General features: G+C 29.6%; 14 protein-coding genes. 9 read left to right on the plus strand and 5 right to left on the minus strand.

The window, feature by feature from the left end; genetic code table 11:
• Nucleotides 1-21 precede the first annotated feature (21 nt).
• The 4 genes from LACAL_RS08255 to hemL are packed head-to-tail and all read left to right on the plus strand — an operon-like array spanning nt 22 to nt 3368.
• Nucleotides 22-360: a hypothetical protein gene (locus LACAL_RS08255; protein WP_013870271.1), complete on the plus strand. Its 339-nt coding sequence runs from the start codon at nt 22-24 to the stop codon at nt 358-360.
• A complete protein-coding gene (locus tag LACAL_RS08260) occupies nt 350-1261 on the plus strand; it encodes a 1-aminocyclopropane-1-carboxylate deaminase/D-cysteine desulfhydrase (protein WP_013870272.1) in 912 nt (303 codons plus the stop codon). The genes LACAL_RS08255 and LACAL_RS08260 overlap by 11 nt, the downstream gene beginning before the upstream one ends.
• Before the next feature lie 4 nt (nt 1262-1265).
• Complete coding sequence (locus tag LACAL_RS08265) at nt 1266-2081, plus strand: glucosaminidase domain-containing protein (RefSeq protein ID WP_013870273.1); 816 nt, start codon at nt 1266-1268, stop codon at nt 2079-2081.
• A 6-nt stretch (nt 2082-2087) separates the two neighbouring features.
• Nucleotides 2088-3368: a glutamate-1-semialdehyde 2,1-aminomutase gene (gene hemL, locus LACAL_RS08270; protein ID WP_013870274.1), complete on the plus strand. Its 1281-nt coding sequence runs from the start codon at nt 2088-2090 to the stop codon at nt 3366-3368.
• 70 nt (nt 3369-3438) lie between these two features.
• Here hemL and LACAL_RS08275 read toward each other — a convergent pair whose 3' ends face one another.
• Both LACAL_RS08275 and LACAL_RS08280 read right to left on the minus strand, forming a co-directional pair.
• Complete coding sequence (locus LACAL_RS08275) at nt 3439-3843, minus strand: hypothetical protein (protein WP_013870275.1); 405 nt, start codon at nt 3841-3843, stop codon at nt 3439-3441.
• A gap of 110 nt (nt 3844-3953) precedes the next feature.
• On the minus strand, nt 3954-4433 hold the full coding sequence (locus LACAL_RS08280; protein ID WP_013870276.1) for a hypothetical protein: 480 nt from the start codon (nt 4431-4433) through the stop codon (nt 3954-3956).
• A gap of 140 nt (nt 4434-4573) precedes the next feature.
• Between LACAL_RS08280 and LACAL_RS08285 the strand changes: the two genes are divergently transcribed.
• Entirely contained in the window at nt 4574-6220 is a 1647-nt protein-coding gene (locus tag LACAL_RS08285; protein WP_013870277.1) for a hypothetical protein, read from the plus strand.
• A 350-nt stretch (nt 6221-6570) separates the two neighbouring features.
• Here the strand turns inward: LACAL_RS08285 and lysS are convergent, their stop codons facing one another.
• Nucleotides 6571-8265, minus strand: a complete 1695-nt coding sequence (gene lysS / locus LACAL_RS08290; protein ID WP_013870279.1) for a lysine--tRNA ligase — start codon at nt 8263-8265, stop codon at nt 6571-6573.
• A 122-nt stretch (nt 8266-8387) separates the two neighbouring features.
• On the opposite strand from lysS, the gene LACAL_RS15180 reads away from it, so the two are divergent.
• From LACAL_RS15180 to LACAL_RS08305, 4 genes are all read left to right on the plus strand, one after another.
• Nucleotides 8388-8546 carry a YqaE/Pmp3 family membrane protein gene (locus LACAL_RS15180; RefSeq protein ID WP_013870280.1) on the plus strand — a complete coding sequence of 53 codons (159 nt, stop codon included), beginning with the start codon at nt 8388-8390 and terminating at the stop codon, nt 8544-8546.
• Nucleotides 8547-8584: 38 nt separating this feature from the next.
• Entirely contained in the window at nt 8585-9394 is an 810-nt protein-coding gene (locus tag LACAL_RS08295) for a hypothetical protein (protein ID WP_013870281.1), read from the plus strand.
• 3 nt (nt 9395-9397) lie between these two features.
• Nucleotides 9398-10102: a lipoyl(octanoyl) transferase LipB gene (gene lipB / locus LACAL_RS08300; protein WP_013870282.1), complete on the plus strand. Its 705-nt coding sequence runs from the start codon at nt 9398-9400 to the stop codon at nt 10100-10102.
• Between the two features lie 324 nt (nt 10103-10426).
• On the plus strand, nt 10427-11881 hold the full coding sequence (locus tag LACAL_RS08305; protein ID WP_049791483.1) for a hypothetical protein: 1455 nt from the start codon (nt 10427-10429) through the stop codon (nt 11879-11881).
• A gap of 98 nt (nt 11882-11979) precedes the next feature.
• On the opposite strand, the gene LACAL_RS08310 is transcribed toward LACAL_RS08305, so the two are convergent.
• Together LACAL_RS08310 and LACAL_RS08315 are read right to left on the minus strand one after the other, a co-directional pair.
• Nucleotides 11980-13029, minus strand: coding sequence for a nucleoid-associated protein (locus LACAL_RS08310; RefSeq protein ID WP_013870284.1), 1050 nt, complete (start codon nt 13027-13029; stop codon nt 11980-11982).
• 115 nt (nt 13030-13144) lie between these two features.
• A complete protein-coding gene (locus LACAL_RS08315; protein WP_013870285.1) occupies nt 13145-13675 on the minus strand; it encodes a hypothetical protein in 531 nt (176 codons plus the stop codon).
• Nucleotides 13676-13697 lie beyond the last annotated feature (22 nt).

Raw genomic sequence — 13697 nt, forward strand, 5'->3', positions numbered from 1 at the left:
GATTTTTGAAACCATTAAATCATGATATTATTTTCTAAATATTTAGTGCCTAAAGGTTATACAGGAATAACAATTTATCCGTTTGTTTTTTTAAGAAGTAAACGGTTTAAAAATGATGTTGTATTAATTAATCATGAAAAAATACATTTAAAGCAGCAACAGGAATTATTGGTGCTACCGTTTTACTTAATTTACTTAACAGAATTTGTTGTAAGGTTTTGCATTTACCAAAATTGGTTTAAAGCTTATAGAAATATCTCTTTTGAAAGAGAAGCGTATTACAACCAAACCAATTTAAATTATTTAAAAACAAGATCGTTTTGGAGATTTACGCATTATTTTTGCAAGAATGATATTTGATTTAGAAAACGTATTAAATAAAAAAATAATTACTAAAAACGCTTTAAATGTAGAAGTTCATTTAAAACGTGAAGACACTATACACCCAATTATTTCTGGAAACAAATACAGAAAATTAAAATATAATTTAAAAGAAGCCAAACAACAAAATAAAAATACTGTTGTCACATTTGGTGGAGCCTACTCAAACCATATTGCCGCTGTTGCAGCTGCAGGAAAAGTGTATGGTTTTAAAACAATAGGAGTAATAAGAGGTGAAGAAATTAAAGATAAATTAGAGCGTAATGCTACTTTAAAGTATGCAAAATCTTGTGGCATGACTTTTAAATTTATTAGTAGATTAGAATTTAGAAATAAAAATGAATTTTATTTTATAGAAAATTTAAAAAATGAATTTGGAGATTTTTATAATATTCCAGAAGGTGGCACTAACGCTTTAGCTATAAAAGGTTGTGAAGAGATTTTAACACAAGACGATTTTAAATTTAATTACGTCTGCACATCTGTAGGAACAGGAGGAACAGTTGCAGGAATAATAAATAGTACAAAACCTAATCAGCAAGTTTTAGGTTTTTCGGCTTTAAAAGGCGATTTTTTAAGAGAAGATATTAGTAAATTTGCAAAACAAGATAACTGGAAGTTAATTACTAATTATCATTTTGGTGGTTATGCCAAAATAAATGAAGAGCTAATAACGTTTATTAATACATTTAAAGCTATTAATAATATACAGTTAGATCCTATTTATACAGGAAAAATGCTTTTTGGAATCCAAGATTTAATTGAAAAAAAATATTTTCCGGAAGGTTCAAAAATTTTAGCAATTCATACTGGAGGTCTACAAGGCATTCAAGGTATGAATGAAAGACTAAAACAAAAAGGGTTACCAATAATAAAATAAATTAATGAAAAAAATAATATTACTACTGTGTTTATCACTATTTATAGCTAGTTGTGGCTCTAAAAAAAGAGTTGTTACAAGTAAATCTAAAACAAAAAAAGAGCGTGTTGTAAAAAAACCACGTAAAAGAAAAGAAGTTAAAGTTACATCAGAACCAGCACCTAAGCCTGTAGTAATTGAAGATACACCAGAAGTATATAACTCACCAACCGAAGAGTATATTGCCATTTATAGTGATATAGCAAAAGATGAAATGAAAAGCTACGGTATTCCTGCAAGTATAACCTTAGCTCAAGGCATATTAGAATCTGGATCTGGAAAAGGACGTTTATCTACAGAAGCTAATAATCATTTTGGTATAAAATGTCACTCTGGTTGGACTGGAGGAAAAATTTATCATGATGATGATGCGAGCCAGGAATGTTTTAGAAAATATAAAAATTCAAAATATTCTTTTAGAGATCATTCTTTATTTTTAAAAGAAAGAAAACGTTATTCAGATTTATTTAACCTTCAAAAAGATGATTATGAAGGTTGGGCAAAAGGATTAAGAAAAGCAGGTTATGCAACAGATAGAAAATACCCTCAAAAATTAATAAGCCTAATAGAACGTTACCAGTTATATAGATTTGATAATGAGGTTTTAGGGAAAGATAATGGTGTAAACGAAAAACATATTGTTGTAGCAGGTGATACACTATATTCACTGGCCAAAAAATATAACCTAACTGTAGAAACATTAAAAAGTTTAAATGGGTTAGAAAATAATTCACTTTTTGTTGGCCAGATACTTTATGTAAAACCTTTACCAAAAGATTAAAAATTTATGATTTATAAACGAAGTAGTTCACTTTTTTTAGAAGCAGAAAAAGTGATTCCTGGTGGAGTAAACTCTCCAGTAAGAGCCTTTAAAGCCGTTGGTGGAACACCAATATTTGTAGAAAAAGCAAAAGGCGCATATTTGTATGATGAAGATGGAAACCAATTAATAGATTATATTAATTCTTGGGGACCAATGATTCTTGGTCATGCTTTTAAGCCAGTAGTAGATGCTGTAATTGAAAAAGCTAAAAAAGGAACCTCGTTTGGAATGCCAACCGAGATAGAAACAAAAATTGCAGAATTAGCAGTTTCTATGGTTCCAAATATAGATAAAATTCGTTTTGTAAATTCTGGTACAGAAGCTTGTATGAGCGCTGTAAGATTAGCAAGAGGTTTTACTAATAAAGACAAAATAATAAAATTCGCCGGTTGTTATCACGGGCATAGCGATTCATTTTTAATACAAGCAGGAAGTGGAGCTGTAACTTTTGGCTCACCTAACAGTCCAGGCGTTACAAAAGGAACAGCAAAGGATACTTTATTAGCAAAATACAACGACTTAGACAATGTTAAAGCATTAATTGAAGCTAATAAAAATGAAATAGCTTGTATAATAATTGAACCAGTTGCAGGAAATATGGGATGCATTCCACCTAAAAAAGGCTTTTTAGAAGGATTACGTACATTATGCGATGCTAATGATATTTTGCTAATATTTGATGAGGTCATGACTGGTTTTCGTTTAGCAAAAGGTGGCGCACAAGAATTATATAATATTAAGGCAGATATTGTTTGTTTTGGTAAAGTAATTGGTGGTGGTTTACCTGTTGGAGCTTTTGCGGCAAGAAATGAAATAATGAATTATTTAGCACCGCTTGGTCCTGTTTATCAGGCAGGAACATTAAGTGGTAATCCTTTAGCAATGGCAGCAGGTTTAGCCATGTTAACAACATTAAATACAGATACAGAAGTATTTAATAGATTAGCACAAAAAACCGAATATCTACATAAAGGTATTGCAAAGGTTTTAAACAAATTAAATATAACACATACTATTAATAGAGTAGGTTCAATGATTTCTGTACACTTTAGCGAAACCGAAGTCGTTGATTTTGATACTGCAGCAAAAGGAAATAATAATACATTTAAAAACTTTTTTCACGGTATGCTTAATAATGGTGTTTATATTGCACCAAGCGCCTTTGAAACTTGGTTTATAACAGATGCATTAACCTACGAAGATTTAGATAATACAATTCTAGCCTGCGAAAACGTTTTTAAATAAAACTTTAAGTATAGAGCAAAAAAAAGCGATTCAATATTAATTGAATCGCTTTTTTTATAAGAGATAAAAACTATCTCTGTTGTTTTACTTGAGAAGCACTTTTGCTTTGTAATTGTGTTTCTTCTTTATCTATTTCTAATTGCTCTGTAATAATTAAATATCTTTGAAAACGGTCTTCTCCAAGAGCACTTTTAATATTTTGTTGTAATGTTTTACTAGTTTCTAAAGTTGCATTTTTGTATTGTGCAGTATTTTTAGAAAGGTTCTCATTTATAGACAACATTTTGTTTTCATACTGTTGGTATGCTAAATATACTTTCTCCATAGTCGAATCATCAAACTTAAGTTGAGAGCGTAACTCTTTAGCTTTAGTAGTAGCCTTTTGGTCAACCTTTACATTATTTTGCGCAAATGCAGTTTGCGTTCCAATAAGCATAGTAAAAGCGAATAGGCATAAAGTAATTACTTTTTTCATTATTAATTTATTATTAGTTATTTACTCAAAGTAAAGCTATTTAGATAAAATTAGCAAATAAAAAAGCACAGATTAAAAAACCTGTGCTTTTTAAGTAACCAAATTAACAATTAATCATTATCCTCGTTGTGTTTTTCTCCACGACGTTTTTTCTTATGTTTATTAGCTTTTTTGCGCTTTCCCATTCTTTGCTTTTTTTCTGTCATGGTAGTCCACTTTTCGTATTGAGATTCATTAAGAATGCTTTTCATTTCTCTTTTAGTAGCAATTTTGTGGTCTAACATCTCGTTTTGTCTCTTTAATCGCTCTTCTTGAGAAGGTTTTTCATTCTTTTCTTTAGCAGCTTCTCTATCTTTACGAGCTTCAATACGTCGTTTTGCATTATCAAGATTTAGCTTTGCAACTTTTTTTTGCTGCGCATCAGATAAATCTAAAGCCAAAACCATTTTTTTAGTTTGTATTTGGGCTAAATCTTCAGCATTTAAATTATTTAATCTTTCTTTTTTCATCGCTAAGCGATCATCTTTTTTGTTTTGAGCATTTAGTCCAAATGTAACTAATGCTAAAGCTATAATTATTACCTTTTTCATCGTTTATGTTTTTTAAATTCAACATTATTAGGACACTGTAATTTTAGAAAGGTTTAATTATGTTATAGTTTTTAAGTGTTTTTTAACATCTAAATGTTTTTTAAAAAGGCTTATATTTGAGGATAACTAATCTTTTTAAAATGAAAAAAATAAACTATTTATTATTAATAGTATTCACAATTTTATCATGTAAAAACGATAAAAGCAAAGCAGAAACTAAAGATGTTTCTCCTCAAAATACAGCAATGGAAACAAAACTTGATAAATATGTAAGCGTTAAATTAACTGCAGATTTAAGTGTACTTTCAGAAAATGAAAAACAAATGTTGCCTTTATTAATAGATGCTGCAAATAAAATGAACGATCTATTTTGGTATGAGTCTTATGGTGATCAAGATTTATTATTAACAAGTATTAAAGATGAAGCTACAAAAGCGTTTGTGAAAATTAATTATGGACCTTGGGATAGGTTAGATAACAACAAACCATTTGTAGAAGGTATAGGAGAGAAGCAAAAAGGAGCAAACTTTTACCCAAAAGATATAACAAAGGAAGAGTTTGAAAACGCAAGCATGGAAAACAAATCGAGTATTTATAACTTTGTTAGAAGAGATAAAGAAGGAAATTTATACACTATACCATACCACGAACAATTCAAGGAAGAAGTTAAAGAGGTGTCTAATTTATTAATTGAAGCATCTAGATTAGCTGAAGATAAAGGATTAAAAAAATATTTAGAGTTAAGAGCTGAAGCCTTATTAGATGATAATTATCAACAAAGCGACCTTGCCTGGATGGATATGAAAAACAATACTTTAGATATTGTTATTGGCCCAATAGAAACTTACGAAGACCAATTATTTGGAAATAAAGCAGCACATGAAGGTTATGTGTTAATTAAAGATCAAGCATGGAGTGAAAAATTAGAAAAATTCAGCAGTTTCTTACCAGAATTACAAAAAGGACTACCTGTTGGCGATAAATATAAAACTGAGAAACCAGGAACAGATAGCGATTTAAATGCATATGATGTTGTTTTCTATGCAGGAGATTGTAATGCGGGAAGTAAAACCATTGCTATTAACCTACCAAATGATGAAGAGGTACAATTAGAAAAAGGAACAAGAAGATTGCAATTAAAAAATGCAATGCAAGCAAAATTTGATAAAATTTTAATGCCAATCTCAAAGGTATTAATAGATGAAAGTCAAAGACAGCACATTACATTTGATGCCTTTTTTGAAAATACAATGTTTCATGAAGTTGCACATGGATTAGGAATAAAAAATACAATTAATGGAAAAGGTACAGTTAGAACCGCATTAAAAGAATATGCTAGTGCTTTAGAGGAAGGAAAAGCAGATATTTTAGGACTTTATATGGTGGAGCAATTACATAGTAAAGGAGAATTAACTAACGATTTAAAAGACAATATGGTTACATTTATGGCAGGAATATTTAGGTCTGTTAGATTTGGAGCTTCTAGTGCACACGGTAAAGCAAATATGATAAGGTTTAACTTTTTTAAACAAATGGGAGCTTTTTCAAGAAACGAAAATGGAACTTATAAGGTTAATTTTTCTAAAATGGAATTAGCTATGCAAACACTTTCTGAGGTGATTTTAAATTACCAAGGAGATGGTGATTATGATGGCGTAGCCAAATTTGTTTCAAATTACGGGAATATAGGAGAAGTACTACAAAATGATTTAAATAGATTAAGTGATGCAAATATTCCTGTAGATGTTGTTTTTGAACAAGGAAAAGCCGTTTTAGGTTTAAAATAATGTTAGAAGGTTTACATTTTAAAATATAATAAAATAGCTGCCTTATTTAAAACCCATACATAGCATAGCTTACTCTTATATAATTAAATAATTTATTTATGAATACAAATCAAATATTAACGACTCTAATAATAGTATTTGTTATATATTTTATTTTTGTAAACATTAAAATTGTAATAAAAATTAAACAGTCTAGAGAAGCCGGAATTAAATTGTATAAGAAGAACTGGTATTATAAATTTTTATCCAGATACTTTATAAAAAATTTGCCTTCTTAATTTTATTATAGAGATAAAAAAAAGCATACATTTTTTAATGTATGCTTTTTTATTTTATAAGTTTAATAGTAACTATACTATTTCTACAAATAAGCCATCATCAGTTTTGTTCACTTTAGCAACGCCAAGTTTAGTTAAACCTTTAATGGTTTTATCCCATTTTTTATTGCTTAATCCAGATTGACTTTTTAATTCATTTAAATCAATAGGAGTATTTTTTTTCAGGATTTCGAAAACTGTTTTTTCCTCTTCACTCATAGGTATAGCTTTTTTCTCTGGTCTCATTTGTGGGAAAAATAACACTTCTTGTATAGATTGATTGTTAGTTAAAAACATAATTAATCTATCCATACCAATACCCATTCCAGATGTTGGAGGCATACCATATTCTAATGCACGTAAAAAATCGTGATCAATAAATTCAGTAGCTTCATCATCTCCTTTTTGAGCTAATTTTAATTGGTGTTCAAAACGTTCGCGTTGGTCTATTGGGTCGTTAAGCTCAGAATATGCATTAGCAATTTCTTTACCGCAAACCATTAATTCAAAACGTTCTGTAAGTTCTGGGTTATCCCTATGTTCTTTACAAAGTGGGCTCATTTCTTTTGGGTAATCTGTAATAAATGTAGGTTGTATATAATTACCTTCACATTTTTCACCAAAAATTTCATCTATAAGTTTTCCTTTACCCATAGTAGCATCTACCGCTATACCCATATCTTTTGCAGCAGTTCTAATTTCATCTTCGGTTTTTCCTGTAATATCAAAACCAGTAAATTCTTTAATAGAATCTGCCATTGTAATACGTTTATATGGCGCTTTAAAGTTTACTTTATGTTCGCCAAATGTAGCTTCGCTAGTTCCGTTTACAGCAATAGCACAATGCTCTAAAAGTTTTTCGCAAAAATCCATCATCCAGTTGTAGTCTTTATAAGCTACATAAATTTCCATTGCTGTAAATTCAGGATTATGGGTTCTATCCATACCTTCATTTCTAAAGTTTTTAGAAAATTCATAAACACCATCAAAACCACCAACAATTAATCGTTTTAGGTATAACTCGTTAGCAATACGCATATATAATGGTATGTCTAAACTATTATGGTGAGTTATAAAAGGTCTGGCAGCAGCACCACCAGGGATAGGTTGTAAAATAGGAGTTTCAACTTCAAAATATCCAGCATCATTAAAAAAGCTTCTCATAGCGTTAAATAATTTTGTACGCTTAACAAATACTTCTTTTACATGTGGATTTACAGCTAAATCTGCATAACGTTGTCTGTAACGCATTTCTGGATCTACAAAGGCATCATGTTGGTTACCATCTGCATCAACTTTTGGTAATGGTAATGGTTTTAAAGCTTTACTTAATAAAGTAAAATCTTTAACTAATACTGTTTTTTCTCCAACTTTAGTAGTAAACAATTCACCTTCAATACCAATAAAATCTCCAATATCTAAAAGTTTTTTATAGACATTGTTGTATTTACTTTTATCATCACCAGCACAAATTTCGTCTCTATTAAAATAAACTTGTATGCGGCCTTCGCTATCTTGAAGCTCTGCAAAACTAGCATTACCTTGAATACGACGAGACATTAAGCGTCCAGCAATAACAACTTGTGTTCCTTCTTTAAATTCCTGTTTAATTTTTTTAGTAGTTATAGATACAGGAAATAAATCGGCTGGATATGGATTAATATCCATATTACGAAGCTTGTTTAGCTTTTCTCTTCGTACGAGCTCTTGCTCAGATAATTGTGACATAATATAATAGTGTTTAAGCCTGCAAAGATAATGGCTTTGTAACAAAACGCAATAGCTTACGTCTTATAAATAAATCATCAATCAATACTGAAACTTTTTCGGTATAAAAATTAAATCAAATTATGAGTATTTGGAGAGTAATTCTTTCTGTTATTTGTCCGCCTTTAGCCGTTATAGATAAAGGTTGTGGCTCAATTATTATTACATTTTTATTATGGCTTTGTGGTTGGGTTCCAGGCGTTATAGCTGCCCTAGTAATTTTAAATAATCCTGAAAGATAAATTGTATCTTTGCAGTATAACTTAATCGCTTTATTTATATGAAAAAAATTACTTTACTTTTCGCATGTCTTTCGGTTTTATTTTTAACTAGTTGTAATTTTACAGAAGAAATTACTTTTAATGAAGATGGCTCTGGAGAATTTATTATGAATTATGACATGTCTCAAGTAATGGAGTCTTTAAAAGAAATGGGCATGGATGATAGTGCTAAAAAAGAAGACAATACTAAAAAGAAGAAAAAACCTATTGATAGTGTTTTCTATTTTAAAGATATGTTAGTAGAAAAAGCAGATAGTATAGCAAAACTATCACCAGAAAAGCAAGAGGAAATAAAAGCAATGAAAGATGTTGTTATTAAAATTAAAATGAATGAAGATAAAGGTTTATTTAATTTTGGTTTTGGGTCTACATTTAAAAGCTTAGAAACACTGCCTCAAGCTTTAAAAAACATAGAAAATGCTAAGAAATTAAGTAATAAAGAAAATGCACAAGCTAGTAAAATGAGTGAAAGTGCCTTTGCAAAATCTAGCGAAAACATGCTTGAGAAAGTAGGCTTTAGTTACGACGGAAAAACGTTTAATCGCTTTTTTAAAGAAGAAATAAACGAACCTTCTCAAGAAGAAATAGATGCTTTAAATAATGAAATGAATGAAATGGGAAGCATGAAAAGTGTATTTGAAGAAATGTCTTATACATTAGTATATAATTTCCCAAAGCGAATAAAATCTGTTTCAAATAAGAATGCTAAAATAAGTAACAACAGAAAAACAGTTAGTTTAAAAATGAATTTTATGGAGATGATAGAGTCTCCAAAAGAAACTAATTTAACTGTTACATTAGAAGATTAAATTGTGAATAAAAACATACAATTACAAGACTTAGGTACTAAAGACTTTAAAGAAACTTGGGATTATCAAGAAGCGTTATTTAAAGGTATATTAGATACAAAAATCAAAAACAGAAGAGAAGACGCAGGATTAGATACAAATAATTACTTTTTATTTGTAGAGCATCCACATGTCTATACCTTAGGTAAAAGTGGTGATATGTCTAATTTGTTGCTTGACGAACAGCAATTAAAAGACAAAGGTGCTACTTTTTATAAAATAAATCGTGGTGGTGATATTACGTATCATGGACCAGGCCAAATTGTAGGCTATCCTATTTTAGATTTAGATAATTTTTTTACAGACATACATAAGTATTTACGTTTGTTAGAAGAGATGATAATACTTACACTTGGCGAGTATGGCTTAAAAGCCGAACGATCTCCTGGTGAAACAGGCGTTTGGTTAGATGTTGGAACACCATTTGCTCGTAAAATTTGCGCAATGGGAGTTCGTGCTAGTCGTTGGGTTACTATGCATGGTTTTGCACTTAATGTGAATGCTAATTTGGGATATTTTGATAATATTATACCATGCGGAATTCGTGGTAAGGCAGTAACTTCTCTTAATGTTGAATTAGGAAAAAAAGAAGTTGATGAAGCTGAAGTTAAAACAAAGCTTTTAAAACATTTTACTACCTTATTTGATGCAGAAATGATAAGCAAATAAACGCTTTAATGTAACTGTATTAGTATTAAAATATAAGTCGTTATTTTACTTAAATTTATTTTTAAATTAGTAAAATAGCGACTTTTTTTATTTATAATGATAGATCAAAAAAATGTAATCTAGTAGAGTTTTTTTTTCTCTCTCTTGTAAAAATTATTGAAAATATAATGGTTTAAAATCTTATAAAAGATGTAAGGGGTTTTATTTGTATTACTATTCTTACTAATCAGTGTTAAAATTTTAATTTAATAACATAACTCATTGGTTTTTATTATTTTAGCGGTATATTTTTGTTTAAATGCCCTTAAACTTAACCACATGATTATGAGATTAACTAGATTACTTTTTTTATTATTTGTTTTTTGTACAACTGCTGTTTTTTCACAGGTAGGAATTGGTACAGTAAACCCAGATGCTTCCTCTGCTTTAGATATTAGTTCTACCACGCAAGGATTATTAGCTCCTAGAATGACAACTGCCGAAAGATTGGCAATTACTACTCCAGCAAATGGTTTGTTGGTTTACGATATTACAACTCTTTCTTTTTATTATTTTAACGGTACAAATTGGGTAGAAGTATTGTCTACAACAGTTCCTGCCAGAGATAATTATAAATTGGTTAAAGATATTACAGACTTGGCAGATGAGTTAACTGCTGGTGGTGGTTCACAATATCAATTAAATTCAGATTTTTTATATGAAATTAATGGTACCATTGTTTTTGATTATCCAATAGATTTAAATGGTGCCAATATAATAGGTAGAGATACTAGCCAGGATATTATTGTTAATGGTTTTTCTGGAGCACTATTTTCTGGTGGAAATGGCGGCCGACTTAAAGATTTGTTAATTAGCGGTGGAGGACAACCAGTTTTTAATATTACTAGTGATGGTTCACAAAGTTTAATAGGTTATAGTGTTGTTATAAATAATGCCTCTTCATTAGGTACTTTAAGTAATTTTGGTACTGTTTTTTTTGAGGTTTTACAAGTTATAAATACAAATAACGGTTTTACTTTTTCTAATATAAATTCTTTATTTATGGAAAAAGTGTTTTGGACAGAAACTAATACCGGTACATTTTTAACACTTACAGGAACGTTTCAAAATTTACAAATTGCTAATGGTAGAATTGTTGTAGATACTGGAGAAACTGGTTTAAATGTTAGCTCAAACCCAACAATTGGTTCTTCGGCATCTTTAACCGGTATAAATTTTACAGGAGCAGGAAATAAAGTACAAGGTTATACAGCAAATACATATACAGGCTATGACTTTACAAATTTTTGGGATGTTGACTGTCAAGGTATACCTCAAGAGACAGATAACAATGCAATTGGTGATTATAACTTAAGCTTTAATACAGGAACTGGTGCATTTACAACTTATACAGGTTCAGGTATTCCTGTAAAAGTTTCTGGTATTACAGCTACAAATAATTTATTTAGATTTAGAGCGGTAGGAAATAATAGGTTGGTTTATGAAGGTAAAAGAACAAGATATTTTTCGGTAACAGCAAGTATTTCTTTTAGGGGAAATACAAACAACGATGTTTTATTATTTTACGTAGCAAAAGGAATTAGTGGTAATACAACAGCTTCACCATTGTTAGAAACAGGAACAGCTAGTGAAATAGTAACTAATTTTAATATTGGTGCGGTTCCTGTTGTAGGAACTGTACAACTATCACCAGGAGATTTTGTTGAAATCTGGACAGAAAGAGACTCTGGTGTAGGAGCTAATGTTTATGTCGCTTCTTTAAATATGGTAATACGCTAGTATTTAAAATAAATTAAATATAAAAAAGGCATCAAAAATCTAGAGGTATTTTTAAATACTAGATTTTTGATGCCTTTTTAAGTTGAATATAACTTTAATTAATCTTCAGCATTAAAAAATACTTTATAATAATGCATTTTTTTCTCTTCGTCATAACCACGTTCTAAATATTCTTGTGCTGCATCTGGCGCATCAATATCTAGTTTAATTTGTATGTTAGTGTCTAGTTTTATATCGGTTTTAATTTTCTTTTTGTCCTTTTTTACAACGGCTTCAGCTAAATCAAATTGATTGCGTAATAAAATATTTTGCTCACCTTCGTATTCTTTTTTAAAGTCTTCAAATAAACGAATGTGTTTTTCTTCGGTAAAAACTTCTTCTTTAAAATTTTCGACGTTTATAATTTCATTTTCTTTAAAATAGTCTATGGTTTTGGCTAAAAAAATGTTTCGTTCTTGTTCGCCATAACTTGTTTTTAAAATTTCGGTAGAAAACTCACTACACATATCTAAGTAGTTATGTGTATGGTTATTCATATCATCGGCATATTTAATATTTAAAAATTTATTTAACCAATATTGTGTATCGTAACTATTATTATCTACACTTAAAACAATGTTACCTTCCATATCTGTTTGGTTTAAAATAAGGCAACCTTTATCTACTTTTTTACTAGAAATTCCTTTTTGTACCAAGACATCGTAGCTATTATCTTCTAAATAGGTTTGAAAGAAATTAATTTTATTTTCAATTTTAAAAATCCCAATAGCATTGGTAGTCATATCTTTAAATTCTATACCTTCAAATACAGCAACTAAAACATCTCCTGTTTTTATTTGAGCAGAGTCGCTTTGCTCATATAAATGTTTTACTATGTTTTTTGAAGTTTCTACAAATGCTTCATCATCATTAAATATACTTTTAGCATAAGCATTAATTTCGTTTAACTCCACATTTGCGTGGTGATTAAAACGATAGCTTTGTACTACACTACCAAATGGTCTTAATAAAAAAGGTAGCATAAGTTCGTAGCTTTCTTCGTCGAAATGAACTTCTTGATCTGAAAAAGCATTTTTAGTATCGTTATGTTTATTGCCTACTTTATGAATTATAAATTTTGAAATGCTTGCGTTTTTACGTGTAATCATCTTAATCAATTGAAGTTTTATTCTAAAATACAATAGTAAACATTCTCTTAGAAAAAAGGAATAAAAAAAACCGAAGACTTATGTCTTCGGTTTTTTTAATATACATTTTTAATATTTATAGTTTTATATTATAAAGCTCAAGAGCATCATTATATAATATATTATGGCTTCTTGATGTGTTATTAGATGAGTCTATAATAAAATATCTAATTTTAGTTATAGCTGCATTTAACTCTCCACTAGATTGTTTAGCATAAAAGGTAAGTGTGTTAAGTCCGTAAGTAAAAGTTATTACTTGATCTTCACCACTAGTTAATGGGTAATCAAACGTCATAGGATACCATATGTCTTCTCCAAATAGTTGAAAATATACTAAAATTAGTGAACTCTCCATTACGTTTTCATTAATGTCTGTATCACTTATTTCAAATACGTTTGCGGCTCCTCCTAAATAAGTTCCAGGTGACCAAGTTATATTATCTACAGTTTTTGCAATTACATTGGCGTTACCATCTGTTCCTGCAACACCTTGTTCTCCTTGTGGTCCTTGTTCGCCATCTGCTCCATCTTCTGCAGAGCAAGAAAAGGTTAATGCTACTATTAGAGCTAATACGACATACTTTGATTTTGAAATTAATTTTTTCATGATTTCTTGTTTAAATTTATTT

Source organism: Lacinutrix sp. 5H-3-7-4, from assembly GCF_000211855.2.
Taxonomy (GTDB): Bacteria; Bacteroidota; Bacteroidia; order Flavobacteriales; family Flavobacteriaceae; genus Lacinutrix.

Coding starts and splice junctions, on each gene's coding strand:
- LACAL_RS08265 (WP_013870273.1), top strand. CDS start 1,266: ATGAAAAAAATAATATTACTACTGTGTTTATCACTATTTATAGCTAGT.
- LACAL_RS15180 (WP_013870280.1), top strand. CDS start 8,388: ATGAGTATTTGGAGAGTAATTCTTTCTGTTATTTGTCCGCCTTTAGCC.
- LACAL_RS08315 (WP_013870285.1), bottom strand. CDS start 13,675: ATGAAAAAATTAATTTCAAAATCAAAGTATGTCGTATTAGCTCTAATA.
- LACAL_RS08295 (WP_013870281.1), top strand. CDS start 8,585: ATGAAAAAAATTACTTTACTTTTCGCATGTCTTTCGGTTTTATTTTTA.
- LACAL_RS08260 (WP_013870272.1), top strand. CDS start 350: ATGATATTTGATTTAGAAAACGTATTAAATAAAAAAATAATTACTAAA.
- LACAL_RS08275 (WP_013870275.1), bottom strand. CDS start 3,843: ATGAAAAAAGTAATTACTTTATGCCTATTCGCTTTTACTATGCTTATT.
- hemL (WP_013870274.1), top strand. CDS start 2,088: ATGATTTATAAACGAAGTAGTTCACTTTTTTTAGAAGCAGAAAAAGTG.
- LACAL_RS08310 (WP_013870284.1), bottom strand. CDS start 13,029: ATGATTACACGTAAAAACGCAAGCATTTCAAAATTTATAATTCATAAA.
- LACAL_RS08285 (WP_013870277.1), top strand. CDS start 4,574: ATGAAAAAAATAAACTATTTATTATTAATAGTATTCACAATTTTATCA.
- LACAL_RS08305 (WP_049791483.1), top strand. CDS start 10,427: ATGAGATTAACTAGATTACTTTTTTTATTATTTGTTTTTTGTACAACT.
- LACAL_RS08280 (WP_013870276.1), bottom strand. CDS start 4,433: ATGAAAAAGGTAATAATTATAGCTTTAGCATTAGTTACATTTGGACTA.
- lysS (WP_013870279.1), bottom strand. CDS start 8,265: ATGTCACAATTATCTGAGCAAGAGCTCGTACGAAGAGAAAAGCTAAAC.
- LACAL_RS08255 (WP_013870271.1), top strand. CDS start 22: ATGATATTATTTTCTAAATATTTAGTGCCTAAAGGTTATACAGGAATA.